Raw genomic sequence first — 22,977 nt, 5'->3', positions numbered from 1 at the left:
GCTTTTGCGGGCTCTGCGGAGCCCGCAATTTCTTTGTAAGCAAAAAAAGGGGCTGTTGGAAATGAACTTACATGTTCATTTTGCAACAGCCCCTTGCTTCGAAACACTATTTTCGCGGCGCTGAGGATCCGTTCAAGAGTTCGCCGCCAGGATTCCGCCCGCGACCACCAGCACCGCGGCGATGGACAGCCTGAACCCGTTGACGACCGACCATTCTTGAAAAAACACCAGACCCAGGCCCACGGCGACCAGTGTGTTCATGTTGAACAGCGGCACCAGTTTGCTGACGGGCATCTGAAAATGGTACATCGCCACCTGAATCAAGGTCGTCGCCAAAGCCCAGCAGACCCCGGTCAACAGCCCGATCCCGGCGTTGGGCAACGTAAGGGTGGACTCGCGGGTGATCCCCGAGTATACCAGACCCACCAGAATGGAACCGATCCCGATGAAGATCAACAGGGTTCCCGGACCGACGCCGCGCTCCGAGGCGTATTTTTGAATGATGCTGTAAATCCCCAGCAGGATGGCTGGAATAATTCCACCGATGATATAACCGAGCGATGATTGGGACACGCGTTTCACTCCTCAACCGGTTCGCCCCCAAGCAGAACGGCATAAGATGGAAAGATTCTCTGCGCTCGGTTTTCCTCCGAAACCCCGGCTTCCAAAGCGAAGCCGCGCCAATCTTTTGATCTTACGAACCGACAATCAAGCTACGGCTTTGAGAGTTTTTTGAAAAACTCCCTCCGCCATCGGCAACCCGCTGCAATGCAAGGACGTTTTCGAAATGCTTTTGCTGTTATTGTAGCAAAAAGCATTGTCGCTGTAAAGCTTCCCGGCCTTTACCCCATCACATTTTCACTGCCGCGACAGGCTGCTGGATCTTGACTTTCATCCCCTCTTTCAGCGCATTATCCGGTTTGGCCAGAACCCACTCCCCGGGTTTGAGGCCCGCGCGGATTTCGATCGCCTCATCGTTTTCGATCCCGGTTTGGACCGGCCGCAACCGGGCGCGCTCCTTTTCGATGACAAAGACGCAATTCTTCCCTCTCAAATCAAAAACGGCGCTGAGCGGAACCGCCACCGTCCCCGTCCGGGTCCGGGTCGTGATCCGCACATCCACATCGTAGCCGGGTTTCAACGGACCGGTGGCGCCGGTGAAGGCAATGGTCACGGTGGCCCGTTTCTGGTTGACCCCCAGCGAGGAGACGATGTTTTTAGCCATGGGAGCCACCTTGGTCACCACCCCCGGCAGCTTGGCGTCCCCGGCGGCCTGGCCGCTGATGGTCACCGCGTTCCCGGGTTGTACCTTCACCACGTCGTCGGCCAGGATATCCACCTCGACCTCCAAACGCTGCGGTTCTCCGATCACAAAGGCGGCATCGCCGGTGGCCACCACCTGGTTGGGATCGACCATCTTTTGGAGGACCATTCCCTGGAGGGGCGCACGGACGATCAGGTTCTGGCGTTGCCTGCCCAGGGCCAGTTGCGCCGATTCCCGAGAGGCGGCGGCCGTTTGATAGGCGGCTTGGGAATCGTCGCGTTCCTTTTTACTGATCGCGCCGAGCCGGTAGAGCTTCTCCGACTTCTCCCAGTCCCGCCGGGCCGTGTCAAAGGCGATTCCGGCCTGCTGGGCGGCGACCTCGGCCAAGCGGATATCGGTCGGATCTATGCGCAGCAGCAGATCGCCGGGACGGACCCGGTCGCCTTCCTTCACGAAGATGGCGGCGATCCGGCCCCCGTTTTCCAGATACACGCTCTGGCTCCCTTGCGATTTGACCACGCCGGTGTCCTCCACGTACTGCCGGATGATACCGTGCCGGATCCGCAGGGCCTCTACGGGAACGCTCTGGTTGAGCTGATAGAATAAAGCCAGGGCTAAGACGGCAACCCCCAAGCAGGAGAGCAGAATTTTCTTTTTGGTCATGCCAAGCACCTTCTCCGTTCGCAATTATTCGCTGCTTTTCAGGGCCTCCACCATGTTGACGGCATGCACTTTGCGCATGAGAATCAGGTTGGCGGAGACGGTAAAAGCGAAGATCAGCACCAGGGCCACGAGATAACTGGATTGATTCAATATCGCCGGAAAGCTCATATTGTCGGTGGCGGACTCCACCACGATCCAGTTCAGCAAGGACCGGCCCAGCAGCAAGCCGGCCCCGGCCGCCAACGCTGTAATGATCAGATTTTCATTGAAGATTAACTGCCGCATTTCGGGGTTGGTAAAGCCAAGAACCTTCAAGGTGGCCAATTCGCGGCGGCGTTCAAAAATGTTAATGGTCGTGATATTATAGATCACCGCGAAAGCCAGCGCGCCGCTGGCCAGGATCATAAACCCGATCGAAAAGGCCGATTGTTGCAGCGCTTCCTGGAGATTGGCCACGGCGTCGCTCCGGGATTGGATCGCGGCCACGGTCGGCATCTCTTTCAGTTTGGCGATGACTTTGGCCTGCTCGCCGGGGTGATCCAGTTGCAGCATGACCCCGTTGGCGATCTGGTCCTCCTCCAGCAGCCTCCCGCAAAAATCCGGCAGGCTATAGACGCTCTGCCCGACATATTGGGAGACGACCCCCTTGATCCAGACCTCTTTCTGATACCGTTCCTCGTTGCGGCCCGGCCATAAGGGCCGGAGCTGCACCACATCGCCCAACCCGGCGCCCAGGATCTGCCCCAGCTTTTCGGGGATTAAGACGCCGCCGGCCGGGATCGTCACCGGCGCGCCGCTGCGGTCCACCACCCGGTAGAGCCGGGAGTCCCGGATGAGGCCGGTCAGTCCGGCTTTCTTCGTCCGCCAGCCATGGCGGATTTCAACGCCGATCTCCGTCACCGGCTCCATCCGGGTGACATGCGGCAGGCTCCGGATATAACTCAGCTCAGCCGGGGCCAGCATGGTGTCAAAGGTCGCTTTCAGATCGTAGCGTTGAATGGTCGAATACTGTTGGTCCACCAAAAAGCCGATGGAGTCATTCAGGCCGACCGCGGTCAATAAAAGCGCGGTGGCGCAGATGATCCCGATGGAGGTGAGCAACGCCCGCCTTTTGTAGCGGAACAGGTTTCGCAGGATGATCTTCCAGCTGAAACTGAAATTCCGCCATAGCGGGCCGATCCGCTCGATCCAGGTTTTGGTTCCCGACTTTGGCGCTTTCGGCCGCATCGATTCGGCCGGCGGCAGCTTGAGCTCGTTTTTGCAGGAATTGTACCCGGCCAGCAGGCAAAAGCACAGTGTGAGCAGGGATGCCGGCAGGATCAGATCGTAATGAATCTTCATCTGTTCCAGGGGCAATTGATAGACTTCGTTATAGACCTGCATCAGCAGTCCGCCGAGGTAGATACCGGCCCCCGAACCCAAAATGCTGCCCGCCAGCCCGACCAGCACCGCATAGGACAGATAATGGACCATGATCGCTCCGTTTCCGTAACCCAAAGCTTTCATGGTGCCGATCTGCAGCCGCTGGTTCTCGATGATCCGGGTCATGGTGATGTAAATAATCGCCGCCGCCACCAGCAGGAAGATCATCGGGAAGACTCCGCTGAGCGCGGTCAACTGTTCGATCTCACCGGAAAACGTATTATAACTGAGTTGATCCTTTTTTAAGGTCGTCTCGATCAAGCCGTAACGCTCCAAGGTCTTCTCGAGCTTGCGCCGGACCGGCTCGGGGTCGACCCCGTCTTTTAGGAGCACCGACACTTCGTTTAAGGAGCCGTTAAAATCCAGCATCGCCTGACCGTAGGACTGCTTCAGATAGACGATGCCAAAACGGTCCGGATCGGGGATCATCTCGCTGCCGTCCCGGAGTTCGTAAACATACTCGGGACTCTTGACCACGCCGATCACTTTCAGTTTGACCCGGTTGCCGTTGATGATCGGTTCCAGATAGGAGCCGAACCGCAAGCGCTGCGCCCGGAAGAAAGCCTCGGAAACCAGGCACTGATTGCTCTCGCCTTCCGAGAAATAACGGCCGGCTTTGAGCATGACATCGTTCACGACCTCGCTGCGGCGATCCGGCAGGGTGATGATCCGGATGATGGCGTCATGTCCGGCGATCTCGATCTGCTGGTCCTTCACCACCCGGCCACTGGCCAGCTTCACTCCGGGCAGGCTGCGGATCCGCCCTGCCACGTTTTCCGGGGCTTTTTGAAAGCTGATCCAGAGATCGGCCAGACGGTAGGCTGTAAAATAGCGTTCACTGGTGAAACGCAGATTGCGCAAGGTCGAGTTCAGACTGGTGTAAAACAGCACGCCGATGACGATCACGACTAGGATCGAGACGAACTGGCCTTTGGCTTCCTTGACGTCACGCCATAATTTTTTGAACAGCAGTCCCATCACCATTCGATCCTTTCCACCGGCTCGGGATGGTCATTGCGGGCCACCCCTTCGACCCGGCCATTCTTGATCCGGATCACCCGGTGGGCCATGGCCGCCAATGCGGCGTTGTGAGTGATGAGCATCACCGCCTTGTTCATTTCCCGGTTGACTTTGGCGAGCAGTTTGAGAATGGATTTGCCGGTTTGGTAGTCCAAAGCGCCGGTGGGTTCATCGCAGAGCAACAATAACGGGTTCTTGGCCACGGCCCGGGCGATGGCCACCCGCTGCTGTTCGCCGCCGGAGAGCTGCGCCGGGAAATTGTCCAGCCGCTGCCCCAGTTCCACCGCTTCCATCACTTCTTTGATATTCAACGGCTCATCGCTGATCTGGGCCGCCAGCTCCACATTCTCCAGCGCGGTCAGGTTGGGCATCAGATTGTAGAATTGAAAAACAAAGCCGATCTGCTTGCGCCGGTAGAGCGTCAATTCCCGGTCGGAATAGGCGGCGATATTCTTGCCGTCGACCCAGATGGCGCCGGAGGTCGGACGGTCCATTCCGCCGATGATATTCAAGACGGTGCTCTTCCCGGCGCCGCTGGGCCCGAGCACCACCGTCAGTTCGCCCCGGTTGACCGCGAACGAAATCCCGGCGGCAGCCCTGATCGACACCTCGCCCACCCGGTATTCCTTGGTCACGTCGTCCAACCGAATGATTTCATTTTCATCCATGGATCAGCACCTGCTTCATGAATTGTTACAGTTCAACCTGCAAACTGCCGGGCGCCGCGCCCAACGCTTTCTCCAGTACCGCCAGACCGGCGTGAATTTTTTCTTGAAATAACTCCGGGTCAGTGCGGGAGACTTCAAGAAGACCATGAAAATATTGGCCCAGTCCGGGCAGGATGATCGCCAGGGTTTCACCGGGATACTTCAGATCGAGGAGTTGTTCCCGGATTCCCTGCTCCAAGATTCTCAAATATAACGGGACCAGTTTATCCAATGTCTTATGCTCCACCCGGTGATGCAACAATTCGTTGCTCTTTTCATGGACTACATAAATGATCTCCTCATTTTGCTTTTGAAACTGAAACATCGCTGCCAAGATGGTCTGGAATTTTTGAAGGGCGTTCAGCTGAGGTTCGGCCGCGATTTGTTCCATTGCGACGAGATAATCCTCGGCAAAATGCTCCACCACCGCGTCCAGGAGTTCATTCTTGGACTTGAAATAGTAATAAAACAGCCCCTGCGCCACTCCGACCTTTTTGACAATGTCACTGACCGCGGTCGCTTCAAAACCTTGGGTCAAAAAGAGTTCCCGCGCGGCATCGATGATCTCTTGCTTGCGGGTCTCCGGATCCTTGGGGATCGAATGGGGATTTCGGGTCATGTTTTTTCGCTCTCCTTTGGCAGACACTTGCTGTTATTCCTATTATAAACATCGACTGACTATCAGTCAATTGCCAAAAACACGGTAAGTCAGAGAGTAAACCGTAAATTCCCAACGGAACCGTAAAAAGAAAAATGCTTGAAAAAGTCTTTTCAAGCATTCATCCCGGTACCAGCCAATAGCTGAATTGAGTTCCCTTCGACCCGTGATAAAATCGGCACCTTACCAAAACAAATTCAACAGGATTCGCAACATTCGGGTTGAAGGAAGATGATTTGCGCCCACTTGACGCCGGCGCAAGAAATTTACCAGGCTTTCAAAAAAAGTCATGGCCAGTGCTCTATGGACTGATTGTTCAACCATGGGATCACATCCCTATCACAGCATTAAATCAGCGAATTTAACAGCGCCTTCAAAAATTTCAGCCCCGGTTTCCGCTTGAATTCCTGCCAACGCTCCACCCATCTCATAATGTTTTCCATGAAGGAAATAATCATTCGTTCCATCTCAACCATCGAATCGGCCATTCACTCGCACCCCTTCGCCTTCTCCCGTTTCGTGAAAAAGGTTAGCGCTTCAAGTCACTGATATCATACAGGTTTGGCGGTTAAGATGTTCAGAGATTTCGGCAGATTCTCGCTCCGATACTACTGATTAATGTCCAGCCCCAGCTTTAAACGGACTAATTTCAGCTCATCGCCTACTTTGGCGAAGTCCAGCTTGATATCGAGCTTATCTTTTTTAGGCGCATTCTGACTGTAACGGCGTTCGGTCTCATTCAGGAACAATTCCCGCCTGGGACGTTCCCGGTTTGCCTGGATGACTTGGACCGCGAAATCCCTGGCTCGCAGGGAGTGGTAGATCGCGTCCTGGTACCACCCATCATCATACAGTTGCCGGGCGCGTTGCTGATGACCGATGGCCCACCGCAAACCGTCATAGCGGCGGCCAAATTCAGCCGCGCGTTGTGCGTCGTAGATCGTTTGGGCCGTCCGGTGAATGACATAGCGGGCGTCTTCCCGGACCCGATGGTTGCGGCCGGCATAAGGTTTCTCCGGCCTCCCGTAAAATCGATGCGGTTTGGCCAAAACACTCAAAGAACCGGTCATCACCAAAGCGGCCACCAACAATCCCATCAGCCATTTTTTCATCCTTAATCCGCTCCATTCCATCATGAATTCGGCTTGGACCAAATGCTCTCGAAAAGTCCGGGTCGAAGCCGCGATAGTTATCACTATTTTACTCCATAGGATAAGGGTGAGAAAACCGGAAAAAACAGCCATTTTATGCCCCGGGCCAATTTTCCGGGGCCGGTTGTGCCTTTCGCACGAAAAGCATGGACTTCGAACCTTTGACATGAAAGGGTAATATTTATGAAACAAGGACTTTTGAATGAGGGGGTGAATGGATGTTGATTACCGGAGAAGAAGTAATGTTGAAAGTAGGCCACATTAAGTCCCGCTGCATTCTAACCGAGGTTTACCTTCGGTTTATGGGAACCGATGAACTGGGATTACGAATGAAAGGTAAAATTCCGGTATTATGGGTCAAAGATGAGCACGGGGTTTCCGGGCCGGATCTCTTCGATGATGTGCATATTTTTAAAGTGACTGACCTCGATTACGACCGGGGGGTCCTTTGGATTCGAGAACTTGTGATGGACTTCGGCAATATCGAGAATTCTTTAAAATTGGGCATGGTATGCTGTTCCGCTTAAAAGCGTTGTGATAAACCCTGTCCGAAGGCCAGAGTGAACACAAAAGCTCAGAGAAGCAAGGGATAAAGTCGTTTTAATTCCTTTTGCAAGCTGATTCCCGTTTCGAAAGACTTTATCACATGGCTTTTAAAAGAGCTGTGATAAACCCGGCTTAAAAAGCCGGAAGGATCACAGCGATTGGACCAATTGGAAAGAGATTTTATCACATGGCTTTTGACACGAAAAAAATAGAAGAGAGGCTGATCCCTCTCTTTATTAATCGTCGCCGCGGTCGGATACGTCGCACCCCTGACTCTCAATGGCTTCTTTCATCCGCTGGATGGTTACAAGTCCCGGAGTGTAGTCCACGCTGACATGGTTTTGCTCGGAGTCCACCCTTACTTTTTGGACTCCCGGCAATTCTTGAACCGCTTGTTCGATACTGGCAATTTGTTCACTCCGAATCTTGCCGACGATGGGAAAGTCCATGTTGAGATTGGCCACGGTGATCACCTCCTGTTTCTTGGATTAACAGAGTCCGAGGCATGAAATAGGAAACCTCAGCATCCCCGAATCAACCCTTTGACTGCGACGAACTTTGCTGTTGAATCTCTTTGGGGATGATTTTGGCCGGGTTTACGAAGAACAGAAACAGCAACCCCAACAAGACACACACTCCGGCGGTACTCCAAAAGACCGGCGGCTTTGAGATCTTTTCGGCATACCCAAACAGTGGAGGGCCGATCGCCACGCCGAAGAAACGCACGGTCCCATAAAGGCAGGTGATTAAACCCCGCTCCGTCTTGGGCGCGGCGGAGGTGATCAACGTATTCAGGGAAGGAAGAACCGCTCCGGTTCCCAACCCTAAAACCGCGGCGGTCGCGGTATACCAAACGACGCTTTTGGCCGTACAAAACAAGACGAGCCCGGCTCCTATCAAAAACAGACCGGTCACCGCCGCCCATTTAAGAATTTTCGCCAGTTGCTTTTGCATGACCGTTCCCAAAACATAGGCGGTGATCGCCATCACCAGGACCGGTATGGCCAGGATCAAACCTCTGGAAAAGACGTTCATTTTGAATTGTTTCTCAAGGATATCCGAATAAAAGCTCAGCAGCCCAAAAAGGGAAAAAAGCGCCAATAGCCCGCTTCCGAAGGAGACCGACAGCGGCAGCCATTTCTGTTTCAGGATCGTCAGCAAGTTTTTTAAATACTCCGGAATCGGCTGTACCTTCTCTTTGAGCTTCTGGGTGTCCTCCTTCACCAGCAGCAGGATGAGGAAGGCAACGGGAATGGCCAAAACTCCGTATACAAAAAATGGAGTATACCAGCTAATCAGAGCGACTGCCGCTCCGGCCAGGGGGCTGACGACTTTTCCAATGCCGTTGGCGGCCTCCAACAGACCCAATACTTTGGACCGCTCATTGGATTGGATCAGATCCCCCGCCAAGGCCATGCTCAATTGATAGGTTCCTCCAGCGCCCATGCCCTGTATCACCCGGGCCACCACAATCCAGGCGAATGCCTGCTCCTTGAACCATATCGCGAATAAGCCCGCCAGGATTCCGCCTGCCCCATAGACCAACAGCGCCGGAAACATCACCTTTTTGCGGCCGATTCGATCCGAGAGCATCCCGGCAAAGGGAATCACCATTCCCGCGGGTATGGAGAAGACGGTAATCAGCAGTCCCACCTGAACCAGATTCACATGAAGTTCTTTTTGAATGCTGGGCAATACCGGAATGAGCATGGAATTGCCTAAAACCATGATGAAAGGCACCAAACATAAAATCGCAATGGTGAGAGAGACCTTTTTGTCCAATCATTTCACCCCTACAGGTCGCCTAATGGACCTCTCCCCATTATTCTCCCGCTACTCCCCATTTATTCGACGGGTAATTCGTAATATCTGCCAGGCTGCAAGGGTGTCGTCCCCGGTAGAACCGGACCCGGAATCGCTCTGCCTCCGGGCCCGGAGCGTTTCAATTTTTCTGTTTATTCCGAACGAAAGGTCAGCTCCTCCCGGCCGGTGTCGTAATCCGCCACGACCCGCTGGCCGCTCAGGACCGTCCCTTGTAAGAGCAACCGGCCGAGCGGAGTCTCGATCTCTTTTTGAATGGCCCTTTTTAACGGGCGGGCCCCATATTGCGGGTCGTAACCGGTTTTGACCAAATACGTTTTGGCCGCCTCGGTCAGTTCCAGACGGATCTGGCGTTCGACCAGCCGTTGCCGCAGGTTTTCCAAATGAATGTCCACGATCGCTTTCAAATGTTCTGGACTGAGCGAATGGAAAACAATGGTCTCATCGACCCGGTTCAGAAATTCCGGCCGAAAATGATGGCGCATCTCTTCCAGAACCGCTTGCCGCATCCCTTCGTAACCGGTCCCCGCAAACGCTCCCTCATACTCCAGAATTCGCTGGCTGCCGATATTCGAGGTCATGATGATAATGGTATTCTTAAAATCAACGGTCCGGCCTTGCCCGTCGGTGAGCCGTCCGTCATCCAGCAGCTGCAGGAGAACGTTGAAGACATCGTAATGGGCCTTTTCGATCTCGTCAAACAGGACCACTGCATAGGGGCGGCGGCGGATCGCCTCGGTCAGCTGGCCGCCCTCTTCATAGCCGACATATCCGGGAGGCGCTCCGATCAGGCGCGCCACGGTATGTTTCTCCTGGTACTCGGACATGTCGATCCGGACCATGGTGCTGGCGTCATCGAAAAGGAACTGAGCCAAAGCCCGGGCAAGTTCCGTCTTGCCCACGCCCGTGGGACCGAGAAAGATGAAGGAGCCGATGGGCCGGTTGGGATCCTTCAATCCGGAGCGGGCCCGGATTACGGCCTCGGCGACCGCGGTCACCGCTTCATCCTGGCCGACCACCCGGCGGTGTAATTCTTCCTCCAGATTCAACAATTTTTGAACCTCGCCCTCCATGATTTTGGCCACCGGGATCCCGGTCCAGCGACTGACCACCTGGGCGATGTCTTCCTCGTCGACCTCCTCCTTGATCATCCGGGCCACGCCTTGTTCCTGGGAGAGCTGTCCCTCCGCGGCCTGAAGTTGCTTTTCCAAACCGGCCAGCTTGCCGTATTTCAACTCGGCGGCGCGGTTCAGATCGTATTGCAGCTCGGCCTGCTCCACCGCTGCCTTGGTGCTCTCGATGGCCTCGCGCAACTGCCGCAGCCGGTGCACCCCTTCCTTCTCCGTCTGCCACCGCGCCTTCAGCGCATCCGATTCCGACTTCAGATTGGCCAGTTCCCTTTCGAGCCGTTCCAGCCGCTCCCGGGAAGCCGGGTCCGTCTCTTTTTTCAGCGCTTCCCGCTCGATTTCCAATTGCATCACCCGGCGCAGCAATTCGTCCAACTCGGTCGGCATCGAGTCGATCTCCGTCCGAAGCTTGGCGGCGGCTTCGTCCACCAGGTCGATGGCTTTGTCGGGCAGAAAACGATCGGAGATATAGCGGTTGGAGAGTACCGCCGCCGCCACCAGTGCCGCATCTTTGATCCGGACGCCGTGATGGACTTCGTAACGTTGGTTCAAACCGCGCAGAATGGAAATGGTGTCTTCGACGGTCGGCTGATCGACCAGCACGGTCTGAAACCGCCGTTCCAGCGCGGCATCTTTCTCGATATGCTTCCGGTACTCGTCCAAGGTGGTCGCTCCGATACAATGCAGCTCGCCCCGGGCCAGCATCGGCTTGAGCAGGTTCCCGGCGTCCATCGCTCCTTCGGTCCTACCGGCCCCGACGACCGTATGCAGCTCATCGATGAAAAGGATGATTCCCCCGTCCGATTGCTGAACTTCTTTCAAGACCGCCTTGAGCCGTTCCTCAAATTCGCCGCGGTACTTGGCGCCAGCGATCAGGGCCCCCATATCCAGGGAGACAACCCGTTTCTTCTTGAGGCCGTCGGGGATGTCGCCGCGGATGATCCGCTGGGCCAGCCCCTCCACGATCGCGGTCTTGCCGACCCCCGGTTCTCCGATGAGCACCGGGTTATTTTTGGTCCGCCGGGAGAGCACCTGAACGACCCGGCGGATCTCGTCATCACGGCCGATCACCGGGTCCAGTCTGGATTCGGCCGCCAACTGCGTAAGATCCCGGCCGTATTTTTCCAAGGCTTCATAAGTGGCTTCCGGGTTTTGGGTGGTGACCCGTTGATGGCCCCGGACCTCTTTCAAGGCCCGCTCCAACCGGTCGCGACTGAGGCCGAATTCTTTGAGGAGCCGTCCGCTGGTCCCGCCGTCGGCAGTCATGGCCAACAGCAGGTGTTCCGCGGAGATGTACTCATCATTCAGCCGTTTGGCCTCGCTCTCCGCGGATACGAAGAGCCGGTTCAGGCGGCCGGTGATATAGACATGTTCAGCGCTGCCGCTCGTACCGCTGACAGTCACCTTCGGCAACCTGTCCAATTCCTGGCGGACCCGGCGGTTCAGCGCCGCCGGGTCGACCCCGGCCTTATTGAAAACCGCGGGCACCAAGCCGCCGTCCTGGTCCAGTAAGGCTTGAAACAGGTGTTCCACATCCACCTGCTGATGGCTGAGGCGGACCGCCATATTTTGCGCATCACTTATCGCTTGTTGCACTTTTTCAGTCATGCGGTTGATATCCATTGGTTCGAAACCTCCTTAAGGCTGCTGCTATCCACTTCCTGCTTTCAGTTACGGTCCATTGGGCCGCGGCTGGAACAGGGATTCCGCCGCCAGCCTGGTGAAAAGCTCTTGCTCCCGCGCGGTCGGATGGGTTGGCACCACGATCTTCAATTTCACGTATTGATCACCCCGTCCGCCCTGCCCGCGGCTCAATCCCTGGCCCCGCAAACGCATCCGCTGCCCGGCCTGGGAGCCGGCCGGAACGGTCAGTTCGACCCGTCCTTCAATGGTCGGCACCGCCACCTTAGCCCCCAAAACCGCTTCCCACGGGGCGACAGGCAGCTCGACCTGCAGATCGTCCTGCCCGCTCAGCGTGAAGCGGGGATCCGGTTGCACCTTCACCCGCAAATACAGATCACCCGCCGGGCTTCTTCCCAGCCCAGGCATTCCCATGCCGGCCAAACGGATGGTGGTTCCATCCCGGACGCCGATGGGAATATTAACCTCCACGGACTGGCGTTTCTCCCCGGTTTGATAGATGAAAGGGTGTGGTCCGCCGCGATGGATCTGCTGAAGAGTCAAAGGCAGTTCCGCCTCGAGGTTTTGGCCTCTGGCTGTGGGCCGGGCGCTGCCGCGGCGGCCGTCGCCCCTGCCCCCGAATACTCCGCCCCCAAACAGGGAGTTAAAAAAATCGCTAAAATCATATGTCCCGCGGCCGGAACCGAAGAAATCGTTCATATTTTCATACCGGACATCAAAACCTTCCCACCCCGGCGGCGGAGTAAAGTCGGCCCCGTTCTGCCAGTTGGGGCCCAATTGATCATAACGCCGCCGCTTTTCGGCATCGGACAGGACCGTATAGGCTTCATTGACCTCCTTGAACTTTTCTTCCGCCGATTTGTCGCCGGGATTCACATCCGGGTGATATTTGCGAGCCAGGCGGCGAAAAGCTTTCTTGATCTCATCATCCGAAGCCGTGCGCGGTACTCCCAAGACCTCATAATAATCACGAAACTTCATGACCGCTCACCTCAGTTCTCATTGCTTCATTCCGTCCCGGACACCCGCGGCCCATCGTCGTATCCTACCCGATGCTTCCCGGCCGGAACTGAATGAAGCAAAACTCCTACTCTTATATATGACGCGTTCCCGTCATAAGTTGAATTCAATTCCTAATGTCTCTAAAAGCATTGTGATAAGCCCTGTCCAAAGGCCAGGGTGAATACAAAAGCTCAGAGAAGCAAGTGATAAAGTCGATTTTCAAACCTTTTCGTACTGAATCGGTTGGAAAGAGACTTTATCTCATGGCTTCTAAAGCCGGTCGAGGAATGCAAATCTTTCGTCCAAAAATTTATTTTATCCTATATAGCATACGGATTGCATGCTCCGAACAAAAAACCTGGATCGATTTCCTTTATTTATGTAAACGTTCGGAAGCCTCTAGAGGTTCCGCCGGTCCGGTTACAAACTGGTTAATTTAGGGGCGAATGGTACCGGCTTCGTCGAAGCGCACTCCGCCTTCCGCAAACTGCCAGAATAGCGTATTCCGCAATGAAAAAGCTATAGACGTCAAAGACGGCCCATGGCTTAGGATTCCCCCAATTTCCAGAGGAGGCTCCGATGGAGTACAAAGACTGGTTCACCCGTCATCATGATATTTGGAACAGCCATGCCTTGCATTCTTTCACACCGCGCTTCTTCAACGACCTGCTCCAACGGGATGTCGCGCCGTTCATCGATTTGCACGAAAATGAGCGGGAAGTGGTGCTGATTGTGGATATTCCCGGAGTCCGGCGGGAGGATCTGGAGCTGTCGGTCAGCCCCTGGCAGGTCATTCTACAAAGCAGAATCAACGCATTTGAAAACCGCCCTTCGGAAGGCTTTTATCAGGCAGTGCAACTCCCGGCCCCAGTGGTTGCCGACCAGGCGGCACTCCGGTATCACGACGGCTTTCTGGAAGTCCGTTTGCCCAAAGTCCATTCCGAAGCCGGCCGCCGCGCCGGGCGGCGCGACAGCGCCGACCCGCTCCACTGAGGCGGGAACCGGGGCCCGGGTCAGTGCTCCACCACGTTTTCCACCAGACAGCGACAGTAGCGCGCCGGCATTCGCTGCCGCTGCAGTTTTTTATTGCGCCGTTCGGCGATGGCGATATGCTGAAAATACTGGTCCCACAACTGTTGATAATCGAGTTCGGCCGGGTCGAAAACCATCGCTGACAACCCGCCGCTCTCGCCCGCGCCGCCCGGCAGGAAGAGCGGCGCATTCTCGACCTCGGGAATATACCGGCAGCGCCGCATGTCGTAATAGATGCCGGAATTTCGTTTCAAATCATGAATCAGCCAGGCTTGATCGGCAAACCGGGCCGTGAAATGCTCCGCCAGGAACTGCACCACGTTATGATCGGGCTCGATGGGAGCGTAGTAGATTCCGCCGGCCAATTTACGGAACCGGATAAAACCGTGCAGCCGGTCGATCTCATGCGCCACTTGGCCATGGATCCGCTTGATCCGCAACACCGTCGCGTCGGCGAAATTGGCGGCCGCCCGGCCGCCGCTGGCCAACAACAGCCGCAGATAACTCAGGATGAATGATTCGGTTCCGGGCAATTCCGAGCAGAAACAGTAGATGATCTCTTCCAGCACGGTCCGGGAGAACCGCTCGGAGAGCCATCGGAAGAGCCGCTCCGCCGCGGCCGGATCGGTCGGCACGGCAACAGCGGTGCTGAAAAGATCGGGCTGTTCCGCTTCGGCAGCCGATATGTCGCAGTTTGCGGCGGTTTCTTTGAGCGCCCTGGCCAGCACCGTCAACAAGCCTTCGAAACTGCCGTCATAATGATAGTGAATCATGGCTGTTCTCCGTCCTCAGATCTCGCTGAATAAGGGGATTTGCAGCGTGGCGGGCCCAGAGCGGCCGGGCCGGCCGGATGGTTCCGCCGCCAGCAGCCTTTGCCGGATCCAGGCGTCATTGTCCGTTTTTTCCAGGTAGCGACCCTGGCAGGTGATGAAATAGCGGGCTCTTTTCATCACCACTCCCATTTTCTGAAGGTCCCCGAAGCCAAGCGGCCCGAAGCGCCGCGCCGCCACCAGCCGTTCGGCCGATTTCAAGCCCACGCCGGGGATGCGTAACAAGGTTTCATAATCCACCCGGTTTACCTCCACCGGAAAAAGGTGCAGGTTCCGCAATGCCCAACCGGTTTTGGGGTCGAGTTCCGGATCGAGGAACGGCTGCTGGGGACCGGCGATCTCGGCGGCGCGGAACTTGTAAAAGCGGATTAGCCAGTCCGCCTGATACAGGCGGTGCTCCCGCTGCAGCGGCGGCGCGGTCAGCGCCGGGAGCAGCGGATTGGAATTCACCGGAACATAGGCCGAATAATAGACCCGCCGCAGGTTCACCCTGCGGTAGAGCTGCTCCGATAATTGAAGGATCTGCGAATCCGGCTCGGGCGAGGCTCCGACGATCAGCTGGGTGCTCTGTCCGGCCGGAACGAAGGGCAATGCCTTGCGGTAGAGCTTCCGCTCCTCGGCGTTGGCCTGAATTTTGGTCCCGATATAGGCCATGGGCGTCAGGATGTCGTCCCTGCGTTTCTGGGGCGCCAACGCCTTTAATCCTTGTTCCGAGGGTAATTCGATATTGATGCTGAGACGATCGGCATACAACCCGGCCTCGCGGATCAATTCCCGGCTGGCGCCGGGGATCACTTTCAAATGGATATACCCGTTAAAGCGCTGCTCCAGCCGCAGGCGCTTGATCGCGCTCAGCAGCAATTCCGTGGTGTAGTCCGGGCTTTTCAGTATGCCCGAACTGAGGAAGAGTCCCTCGATATAATTACGGCGGTAGAAATTGATGGTCAGGTCGATCAATTCGTCCACCGTGAATGAAGCACGCGGGATGTCGTTGCTCCGCCGGTTGATGCAATAGGCGCAGTCGTGGATGCAGACATTCGAGAATAAGAGTTTTAATAATGAGATGCAGCGGCCGTCCGCCGCCCAGCTATGACAGATGCCCATCGGTGCCGCGGCGGAGTTTCCCAGCCCCTTGCCGTCATTGCGTCGGCTCCCCCCGCTGGAAGAGCAGGAGACATCGTACTTGGCCGCGTCGGCCAGGATCTTGAGTTTATCCAGTACCTCCATACCGCAAATCTCTCCCGGAAACAAACGTATGTTCTGATTCCGATTATAGCACGAACGTCAGTTCGATACAATTCCTATCATCCCCCGATGCATAAAAAAATTTGCGGCTGACTTTTCTTTTTCCTATATCGCCTCAGCCGTCCCCGTGATGGTAAATTCCGGTTTACTTTCTATACGCTAATGATCCGGTTCAAATACCAAGTCATCCGGCGGACCCGGAAACACACTTCATAAAATTCCTCGTCGGAGCGGATTGAGAAGAAGATTACCCTGGAATTACCCTCATGACCATCCCAGGTAGATACGATCGTAAACTCACTGAACTTTCGGTTTCGCCATTCAAAGGATACTGGCCGGATTCGCCCCTCATAAAACACCGCGAAAACTTTGATCGGCTCTTTGACTTTCTCTGTAAGCATCGCCCTTCATCCTCCAAACAGGTGTCCATATTCTCCGTTGCTCTTCCTGCCGGTTGTAAAATAACACCGGTTCAAGGCGACTCTCCCCTTCTGTTTCTGGAACAAACGCTCGACTGGGGGTCTCTTCTTCGAAACGGTTGCAGTCGTTGACATTCAGGGCCGACTATCAAAAAACAAGGTCTCGCAAAGCCCGGAGACAGGAAGCACAAATGTTTTTTTCCCTGATATTTTCTACTCCGTCGGGACTTCCGCAAAAGACGCAAGCCGGTTCATATTTTTTCATAACGATCATGTCGCGATCGACGTAAATCTCAAGGGAATCGGCCTCTTCAATCGTCATGGTCCGCCGTACTTCGCTTGGGATCACAAATCTGCCAAGACAATCCACTTTCCGAACAGCCCCGATAGGTCTCATCATGATAGGTCCCCTCTTTTCATTTCATCAGTACTTGATGGCTTCTAAGTCCTTGACCCTTTTGGGACGGGTAACAGGCGACAAAATCAGCCTTCATTGCCGGTTTTTTAAATCATAGCAAATGCAAGTACTTGCTTGCTTGATAAGTATGATTCATTATGCAAGTACTTGCATACATCATAAAAACAACCTTCCTTAATTATTGATCCTTTAGGCTCTGATTCCCTTTACGAAAATATCTACCATCTTATCCAGGTATACTTCGAGATCTTCTTTCATTTCAAAACCATCAAAAAAAAGACTTAACGTCATTCCGGCATTCATGGTCAGAAAATTGGTGGCCAAAATTTCAGGTTCTTCAGTGACAACTCCCTTTTCCTTCATTACCGAAAAATAAAAAATGAGTTTTTGTTTTGCTTCATGCGACATCCTGGTCGGAAAACTGTCTTCTAAAAAATCACCACTATCTCTGATATTCATTTGGAGTAATTTTGAGTTTCGGATGATGATATTATAAAAAAATGAGGCGATATTTAATAAATCTTTCGATAGATCCCAGGCAATTTGTTTATGGAAAACATCTTCAAAACTGGGTTCAAATATATATTTCGAAAAGACTTTATTATAAAGTATGCGTTTCGTTTCAAAATGCCGAAATAAGGTCACCTCATTGACTTGAGCCTTGGCGGCAATTTCTTTGGTAGTAACGGCGGCGTACCCTTTTTTTGAAAAAAGTTCCATCGCAGCTGCTAAAATAGAATCGGAAGTACTCATATCGGGCATTCACGCACATCTCTTTTCATGCAAGTATCTACTTGCATACATTTTATAACTACCATCTTTTTTTGTCAATCCTTGTCATTGCGGTAAATTGCCGGAAAACATCGGCGTTCCCTTGCCCGGTGTAAATTTCCGGCAGTGAATTACACGAACTGTCTCTTTGTCCGCGTCCGTGAGAGGGAAGTCACTCGATACGGTCTCAAGTAATTCTTTCAGCCGGCGCAATAACTCATCCTTATCTCTCAGGTCATCTTACCGCGGGCATAATCATTTTGCCGACCAGTTCCTGCGGATCATTACCCCTGAAACGCTGCTCCGCATCGGCGCTGATCACCACCACCATATCCAGCGCCGGGACCACCAGGATAAGTTGACCGCCCATCCCGCTCGCGGTATAGGCCGGAAAGCTCCGCCCCCGCGTGACGTCTTCCTGGTCGAAGTTCCACCACAGATAGCCGTATCCTTCGAGGCTATCGACGGCCAGGTGTTTCCGGGTGGACTGTTTAACCCAATCCTCCGGGATCAACTGCCGGCCGAACCAGTTCCCGTTCCGCAGGTACAAATAGCCGAACTTGGCCATATCCCGTGGCGTGAGAAAGAGGCCATGGCCTCCGCCATAATAACCCTTGGGGTCGGCCTGCCACCGGTAATTGGTGATGCCCAACGGCTTCAAAAGATATTGATCCGCGAAATCCTTAGTGCTCATCCCGGTGGCGCGGGTCAACACCCCGGACAAAAGATGGGCCAGTCCCGTATTGTAGGAGAACGTCTCCCCGGGGCGGTTCTGCAAAGGCCGCTCCAAGGCGTACTGAAACCAGTCGGCGCTGAAGAGCCAAGCATTAATGTTTTTATCGGTCGGTTCCAATCCTCCGGTCATGGTCAATGCGTCCCGGATGGTGATGGTTCGCTTCAACGGATCGCCGTTCCCGCCGAAGTATTCCGGCATAAAGTCGGCAATCCGCTGATCGAGGCTGGTCAAATAACCTTCCCTCAGCGCGATGCCGATTAAGGCGGAGATTAAGCTCTTGGTAACCGAAAAAACGGGGGTATCGGAAGCCCGATTCCGGCCTTGATAATATTGCTCATAGACCAAGCGCCCATGACGCACGATGAGTACACTATAGATATTGGGATAATTCTGCCGCACGAACGGGTCGATCTTTGAAAGCTCCGCCTCGTCTATCCCCTGTTGTCCCGGGGTTGACTCTTGCCATTCGAAGTCTTCTTTGCCCGGGGCCTGTTGAGATTGGTTTGCCCGCGCCTGTCCGCGATCGCCAAAGGCCAATGCGGCAAATCCCGCCAGCAGTACCAGCCAAACCAGCCAGCTTTTCCGAAAAATCATCGTTCTCCTCCTTTGTCCTTCCATTTTCCAAAATCATGGGCCCTCTTCCCGAACACGCCGAATATCCACAAACCACAAAACCAAGATGGCGCTCTTTCTTATTGGGCGATCGGAAACTCAATCATCCGGTGTCCCAGTTGGGACCCGCCCATGAAAGTCCGGCGTCTGAAATCACTCCAACGTCACTTCGCCAACTATTTGGGAAGAGATGGTAATATTTTTATTATAACCCAAAATCCCTTTTTGAAAAATACCCAAACAAAAACCCGGTTCATGGACCGGGATGAATCAAGGCAAAGCGATTGTTCTAGCTTTTGGAACCAGCGGTTCACCAAAAACACTGGATTCGCGCTGAATTAAGTAACCATAGGCTAACAATGTCGCTTGAGCCGATTCGGGGAGCCGCGCAATGATTCATCGATCATGGACTCTATTCCGCAGCGGTAATCTTGGAAGACCAGCGGAACTTGCCCACCTCCAAACCTTTGGCCTCCGCCAGATAATTGGCGATAAGCTGAACCGGCACAATATCGACGATCGGCATCAGCAGTTCCTCGCACGGTTCCAGCTTGATCACCAGGAGCCGCTCCGACGCCGGGCCGAACTCCCGGTTGGTGATAAAAACGACTTTGCCGCCCTTGGCGATGATATCCCGGGCCAATTTGTCATGTAGCCCATAGGTTGGACCCTGTGGCGCGAAGATTACGGCGTGGAAATCGGAATCCACCATCTCCAGCGGTCCGTGGCGAAACTCGGCGCTATCCAAGCTGATCGAGGGAAACTTGGCCACCTCCTTGACGAACAAACCTCCGGCAAAAATGGTGCTATAAGAGAAGCCCCGTCCTAACAGCAGTAAATACGACGGCATTTTCAAGAAGTCGGCCAGCCGGGTCTGTAAAGCTTGGTAATCGGCCACCACCTGTTGCAAACTTGCCAGACTGGAATCGATCTGCTTGAGCACCTGCTCATCCATTGCCGCGGCCATCATCTTGGCGATCAGGCTGAGCAGTATGAGTGTAGCCCCGTAAGTCCGGGTCGAAATCGACTCCTCGGGCGCGACATTCAGCAGGAAGGTGAAGTTACCGCGCCGGCCCAGCGTGCTTTGGGGATCGTTGGTAATGGCGACCACCGGGCAAGCGGACGGCAATCCTGCAATCAGATTCACGATCTCCGCGCTTTCCCCGGATTGCGAGACCAGGATCAGCAAGGTCCGGTCGTGGATGATCCGCGATTCATAATGCAACAGTTGCCCGGCCGAGTAAACCGCCGTCTTGAAGCCGCGCTGGTTCAGATAGATGCTGGCGCCATAACAGGCGTCATGGGAACTTCCCATGCCGGCGAAGATCACCTGATCAAAATCGCTGCTAGCGATCTGAGCCATTTTTTTCAGGTTCTCGGCCGTGATATAACTTTGATAGGCTACCTCCAGGCTATGGGGCTGATCCAAAATATCTCGCAAAAAATTATTCATGGCGAACCTCCGTTCTTTCCCGTTCTCATTTAAATTTAATTTGAACATTCTCTCGGGTCCGTTCCTTGACGCTCTCTTGCGCCAGAAAATTCACCAACTGCTCCCAGTCGGGACTGACCGCATGTTGAATGTAATAGGAAGCCGTGGCGTTGGCCAACATCAATGTCTCCTGCGGAGCCAAACCCAGCAGCCGGCCCAGACAAAATCCGGCGTTGAAGTTGTCTCCCCCGCCGGTGGAGATGCGGGGACTTGCGACATAAAATCCGGGCGCTTCCCATAGTTTCCGGCCGCGCCAGCAGAGAGCCATGTCCAGACCGTGGATGGTCAAGGTGTCGATCCCCAGCTTATCAAAGATAAACCGGCCCACCTCCGCCAGAGTCGCCCCGCTCCGGTCCATTCCCAGACCGTCGGCGACGCTCCGGGACTCCCGTTCATTCAAGCCCAGCAGAATTTGACAGTGCTTGGCAAGGTCAGTCAAAAGCGCCAGGAAATCCAGCAGATCCTCACGGGTCCGCCGCGAAGGGTCGGCAATATCGAAAAAGAGCACTTTGGCGCGGAGCAACTCCGGATCGAACCGGAGCAGGATCTCGTCGCGAAGCCCGGTCAGGATGGCATTCATCCCCTGGATCGAACTCCAATTCACAAAACTCAGCAATTGGCTGGCGACGCAGCGGTCGCGGAGCGTTTCCAGTCCAATGGCTTCTTTGATAGACTCCCAGCCCAACCGGTCCAGGGTGGCAATCTTGCCGAACATCAGTTTACCGTCATCGAACTCAAAAGAATAACTGTAACCGGGTTCCCCCACGCTCAGGAGCGCACAGGCCGGATGGACGTTTGCAAAGGCCGGATGCTGCTCCGGACTTCCGAAAGTCCCGATGCAACAAGAACGCACTCCCAAGCCGGCCAGGGCGTTGGCCATTAACGGGGCGTTCCCGCCGAAGCGGACCTCCCGCGAAAACAGCTCGGTATCGGAACTTTTGCCGGCCGAATCCCGGATATACTCTGAAAACTCGGTGATCGTTGCAAATAACTCATAATCATCGACAGCCTTTTTGGACTTGACCACCCGTAAAATCTCATCGATGTAACCGTCAAAACCAATGCAGGCATTCAAGGAACTGCTGATGCCCTGCCGTTCGGTTAAAGCGGCGATGAGTCGGTCGATCGTTGTACTCATCGTATCATTCCTCGTTGCATTGTTGGATTCAAGTTCTAGAGATTGGCGGATCCATTTCTGGTTAGGCCTTGGCGAGCGGCGGTTTCCAATGGGTGAATACCATTTCGCCGCAACCTTGATAGATCAGCTGTTCATAATCGGCGCTGCAATAGACGGAGATCTCGTGCAAGGAGCTGACAATGGTGCGGCTCCGGGCCTCGCCAATGATCGCCGGATAGAGATCGTTAAACAATTTTTCGGTGATTCCGCCGATATAGATCGCCTCCGGATCGAAAATATTAATCAAAATCGCTAACAATTTGCCGATTAAGACGCCGTTCTCGTGGATAACCGCCAGAGCCGCCTGCTGCTTGGCGGCGACCGCCCGCACAAACTCCTCCCAGGCTTCGCCGGTGAGACAGGGTTCTTTGCCAAGCTGCCGATGGTATTTTCGTAGAAAACCGGCCATGGTCAATTCCGTTTCCACGCAGCCCCGGTGACCGCAATAACATTCAAAACCTGCCTCCCCGATGGGAATATGGCTGATCTCGCCGCCCAGGCCCTTGCTGCCGGTAACCACCTTGCTGTCGCTGATGATCCCGGCGCCCAGCCCTTCACCGCAATAAATATAAATGAGGTCGCGGTTTTTGCTGGCGCCATAGCCGGCCAGGGCCGTTGCCATCACTAACAGGTTGGATTCGTTTTCGATAAAGACCGGGAGCCCGAAGAGGCGCTCCAATTCTTCCTTGAGGGGCTGGTCTTCATAGATGGGATTGGTGGAGTTGACCAGGTTATTGCTTTCTTTGCTGAAAATGCCGGGTGCTGCGACCCCAATCCCCAGGATCGCTTCGACGGCAAGGCCGGCTGAACGGCATAAGCTTCCGGTGAGCGTCGCGATGATCTCCAGCGCATCTTGCATACCAGCGGCCTCGGGGACTGCGGCCTCCGCGACCCGCGCCACCTCGTTTTTCAAGTTGATCAGGACCGCTTTGATCCGGTCCTTCCGAATCAGATCCAGACCCAAGATATACTTGGAAGCGGGATGGACCGCCACCAGCTTGGGGATCCGTCCGCCGTTGAACGCCTCGGACTCCGTCTCCAGCAAAAAACCGTCATGAATCAGCTGATTGCATATATTGGATACCGTGGCAAAGCTGAGGTCCAGACTTTCAGCGAGATCCTTCCGGGTGACCGGCTCGTGAAAACGCAAGGCTTCAATGATTTTTTTGGTGTTAAAGCTACGAATTTCAGCGGTATTCTGATATAACTTAGCCATCGATCTT

21 protein-coding genes are annotated in these 22,977 nt (G+C 54.6%); 2 read left to right on the top strand and 19 right to left on the bottom strand.

The genetic code is table 11. The features are described from left to right. Positions 1–132: 132 nt before the first annotated feature. From EDC14_RS21970 to EDC14_RS21945, 7 genes are all read right to left on the bottom strand, one after another. A complete protein-coding gene (locus tag EDC14_RS21970) occupies positions 133–573 on the bottom strand; it encodes a hypothetical protein (protein ID WP_132016466.1) in 441 nt (146 codons plus the stop codon). Positions 574–850: 277 nt separating this feature from the next. Continuing rightward, a complete protein-coding gene (locus EDC14_RS21965; RefSeq protein ID WP_132016465.1) occupies positions 851–1,927 on the bottom strand; it encodes an efflux RND transporter periplasmic adaptor subunit in 1,077 nt (358 codons plus the stop codon). Between the two features lie 24 nt (positions 1,928–1,951). Beyond that, the gene (locus EDC14_RS21960) at positions 1,952–4,327 is read right to left on the bottom strand and encodes an ABC transporter permease (RefSeq protein WP_165908227.1); all 2,376 of its coding nucleotides are present in this window, start codon (positions 4,325–4,327) and stop codon (positions 1,952–1,954) included. After that, the gene (locus tag EDC14_RS21955) at positions 4,327–5,037 is read right to left on the bottom strand and encodes an ABC transporter ATP-binding protein (RefSeq protein WP_132016463.1); all 711 of its coding nucleotides are present in this window, start codon (positions 5,035–5,037) and stop codon (positions 4,327–4,329) included. Before EDC14_RS21955 ends, EDC14_RS21960 begins: the two co-directional genes overlap by 1 nt. 25 nt (positions 5,038–5,062) lie before the next feature. Then, complete coding sequence (locus EDC14_RS21950; RefSeq protein WP_132016462.1) at positions 5,063–5,695, bottom strand: TetR/AcrR family transcriptional regulator; 633 nt, start codon at positions 5,693–5,695, stop codon at positions 5,063–5,065. Positions 5,696–6,081: 386 nt separating this feature from the next. Beyond that, the gene (locus EDC14_RS26925) at positions 6,082–6,222 is read right to left on the bottom strand and encodes a hypothetical protein (RefSeq protein WP_165908226.1); all 141 of its coding nucleotides are present in this window, start codon (positions 6,220–6,222) and stop codon (positions 6,082–6,084) included. Positions 6,223–6,342: 120 nt separating this feature from the next. Further along, on the bottom strand, positions 6,343–6,846 hold the full coding sequence (locus tag EDC14_RS21945; protein ID WP_132016461.1) for a hypothetical protein: 504 nt from the start codon (positions 6,844–6,846) through the stop codon (positions 6,343–6,345). A 257-nt stretch (positions 6,847–7,103) separates the two neighbouring features. On the opposite strand from EDC14_RS21945, the gene EDC14_RS21940 reads away from it, so the two are divergent. Continuing rightward, positions 7,104–7,412, top strand: a complete 309-nt coding sequence (locus EDC14_RS21940) for a hypothetical protein (protein ID WP_132016460.1) — start codon at positions 7,104–7,106, stop codon at positions 7,410–7,412. A gap of 255 nt (positions 7,413–7,667) precedes the next feature. On the opposite strand, the gene EDC14_RS21935 is transcribed toward EDC14_RS21940, so the two are convergent. From EDC14_RS21935 to EDC14_RS21920, 4 genes are all read right to left on the bottom strand, one after another. Then, the gene (locus EDC14_RS21935) at positions 7,668–7,895 is read right to left on the bottom strand and encodes a heavy-metal-associated domain-containing protein (protein WP_243663074.1); all 228 of its coding nucleotides are present in this window, start codon (positions 7,893–7,895) and stop codon (positions 7,668–7,670) included. A 70-nt stretch (positions 7,896–7,965) separates the two neighbouring features. After that, a complete protein-coding gene (locus EDC14_RS21930; RefSeq protein ID WP_243663073.1) occupies positions 7,966–9,213 on the bottom strand; it encodes an MFS transporter in 1,248 nt (415 codons plus the stop codon). 173 nt (positions 9,214–9,386) lie between these two features. Next, on the bottom strand, positions 9,387–12,002 hold the full coding sequence (gene clpB / locus EDC14_RS21925; RefSeq protein ID WP_132016459.1) for an ATP-dependent chaperone ClpB: 2,616 nt from the start codon (positions 12,000–12,002) through the stop codon (positions 9,387–9,389). 48 nt (positions 12,003–12,050) lie between these two features. Then, positions 12,051–13,001, bottom strand: coding sequence for a DnaJ C-terminal domain-containing protein (locus EDC14_RS21920; RefSeq protein ID WP_132016458.1), 951 nt, complete (start codon positions 12,999–13,001; stop codon positions 12,051–12,053). A gap of 600 nt (positions 13,002–13,601) precedes the next feature. On the opposite strand from EDC14_RS21920, the gene EDC14_RS21915 reads away from it, so the two are divergent. After that, positions 13,602–14,015, top strand: a complete 414-nt coding sequence (locus EDC14_RS21915) for an Hsp20/alpha crystallin family protein (RefSeq protein ID WP_132016457.1) — start codon at positions 13,602–13,604, stop codon at positions 14,013–14,015. Positions 14,016–14,035: 20 nt separating this feature from the next. On the opposite strand, the gene EDC14_RS21910 is transcribed toward EDC14_RS21915, so the two are convergent. The 8 genes from EDC14_RS21910 to EDC14_RS21875 all read right to left on the bottom strand — a co-directional run bounded on the left by EDC14_RS21910 (position 14,036) and on the right by EDC14_RS21875 (position 22,970). Further along, on the bottom strand, positions 14,036–14,827 hold the full coding sequence (locus EDC14_RS21910; RefSeq protein ID WP_132016456.1) for a TIGR03915 family putative DNA repair protein: 792 nt from the start codon (positions 14,825–14,827) through the stop codon (positions 14,036–14,038). A 15-nt stretch (positions 14,828–14,842) separates the two neighbouring features. Beyond that, a complete protein-coding gene (locus EDC14_RS21905) occupies positions 14,843–16,111 on the bottom strand; it encodes a putative DNA modification/repair radical SAM protein (protein ID WP_132016455.1) in 1,269 nt (422 codons plus the stop codon). 585 nt (positions 16,112–16,696) lie between these two features. Continuing rightward, the gene (locus EDC14_RS21900) at positions 16,697–16,945 is read right to left on the bottom strand and encodes an AbrB/MazE/SpoVT family DNA-binding domain-containing protein (protein WP_132016470.1); all 249 of its coding nucleotides are present in this window, start codon (positions 16,943–16,945) and stop codon (positions 16,697–16,699) included. Positions 16,946–17,155: 210 nt separating this feature from the next. Continuing rightward, positions 17,156–17,728 (bottom strand): TetR/AcrR family transcriptional regulator, encoded by a 573-nt coding sequence (locus EDC14_RS21895; RefSeq protein WP_132016454.1) that lies wholly within the window; start codon positions 17,726–17,728, stop codon positions 17,156–17,158. 244 nt (positions 17,729–17,972) lie between these two features. Next, on the bottom strand, positions 17,973–19,067 hold the full coding sequence (locus EDC14_RS21890; protein ID WP_165908224.1) for a serine hydrolase domain-containing protein: 1,095 nt from the start codon (positions 19,065–19,067) through the stop codon (positions 17,973–17,975). A 430-nt stretch (positions 19,068–19,497) separates the two neighbouring features. Continuing rightward, positions 19,498–20,538, bottom strand: coding sequence for an SIS domain-containing protein (locus tag EDC14_RS21885; RefSeq protein WP_165908223.1), 1,041 nt, complete (start codon positions 20,536–20,538; stop codon positions 19,498–19,500). Positions 20,539–20,563: 25 nt separating this feature from the next. After that, positions 20,564–21,715 (bottom strand): carbohydrate kinase family protein, encoded by a 1,152-nt coding sequence (locus EDC14_RS21880; RefSeq protein ID WP_132016451.1) that lies wholly within the window; start codon positions 21,713–21,715, stop codon positions 20,564–20,566. Positions 21,716–21,776: 61 nt separating this feature from the next. After that, a complete protein-coding gene (locus EDC14_RS21875) occupies positions 21,777–22,970 on the bottom strand; it encodes an ROK family transcriptional regulator (protein WP_165908222.1) in 1,194 nt (397 codons plus the stop codon). Between the last annotated feature and the right edge of the window lie 7 nt (positions 22,971–22,977).

Source organism: Hydrogenispora ethanolica (assembly GCF_004340685.1).
GTDB classification, from domain to species: Bacteria; Bacillota; UBA4882; order UBA8346; family UBA8346; genus Hydrogenispora; species Hydrogenispora ethanolica.
Note: the sequence above shows the minus strand (reverse complement) of the source record. Positions and strands in the feature narration are given on the sequence as shown.

Coding starts and splice junctions, on each gene's coding strand:
- EDC14_RS21900 (WP_132016470.1), bottom strand. CDS start 16,945: ATGAGACCTATCGGGGCTGTTCGGAAAGTGGATTGTCTTGGCAGATTT.
- EDC14_RS21950 (WP_132016462.1), bottom strand. CDS start 5,695: ATGACCCGAAATCCCCATTCGATCCCCAAGGATCCGGAGACCCGCAAG.
- EDC14_RS21940 (WP_132016460.1), top strand. CDS start 7,104: ATGTTGATTACCGGAGAAGAAGTAATGTTGAAAGTAGGCCACATTAAG.
- EDC14_RS21885 (WP_165908223.1), bottom strand. CDS start 20,538: ATGAATAATTTTTTGCGAGATATTTTGGATCAGCCCCATAGCCTGGAG.
- EDC14_RS21915 (WP_132016457.1), top strand. CDS start 13,602: ATGGAGTACAAAGACTGGTTCACCCGTCATCATGATATTTGGAACAGC.
- EDC14_RS21910 (WP_132016456.1), bottom strand. CDS start 14,827: ATGATTCACTATCATTATGACGGCAGTTTCGAAGGCTTGTTGACGGTG.
- EDC14_RS21960 (WP_165908227.1), bottom strand. CDS start 4,327: ATGGGACTGCTGTTCAAAAAATTATGGCGTGACGTCAAGGAAGCCAAA.
- EDC14_RS21920 (WP_132016458.1), bottom strand. CDS start 13,001: ATGAAGTTTCGTGATTATTATGAGGTCTTGGGAGTACCGCGCACGGCT.
- clpB (WP_132016459.1), bottom strand. CDS start 12,002: ATGGATATCAACCGCATGACTGAAAAAGTGCAACAAGCGATAAGTGAT.
- EDC14_RS21905 (WP_132016455.1), bottom strand. CDS start 16,111: ATGGAGGTACTGGATAAACTCAAGATCCTGGCCGACGCGGCCAAGTAC.
- EDC14_RS21875 (WP_165908222.1), bottom strand. CDS start 22,970: ATGGCTAAGTTATATCAGAATACCGCTGAAATTCGTAGCTTTAACACC.
- EDC14_RS21965 (WP_132016465.1), bottom strand. CDS start 1,927: ATGACCAAAAAGAAAATTCTGCTCTCCTGCTTGGGGGTTGCCGTCTTA.
- EDC14_RS21895 (WP_132016454.1), bottom strand. CDS start 17,728: ATGCCCGATATGAGTACTTCCGATTCTATTTTAGCAGCTGCGATGGAA.
- EDC14_RS21955 (WP_132016463.1), bottom strand. CDS start 5,037: ATGGATGAAAATGAAATCATTCGGTTGGACGACGTGACCAAGGAATAC.
- EDC14_RS21880 (WP_132016451.1), bottom strand. CDS start 21,715: ATGAGTACAACGATCGACCGACTCATCGCCGCTTTAACCGAACGGCAG.
- EDC14_RS21945 (WP_132016461.1), bottom strand. CDS start 6,846: ATGAAAAAATGGCTGATGGGATTGTTGGTGGCCGCTTTGGTGATGACC.
- EDC14_RS26925 (WP_165908226.1), bottom strand. CDS start 6,222: ATGGCCGATTCGATGGTTGAGATGGAACGAATGATTATTTCCTTCATG.
- EDC14_RS21890 (WP_165908224.1), bottom strand. CDS start 19,067: ATGATTTTTCGGAAAAGCTGGCTGGTTTGGCTGGTACTGCTGGCGGGA.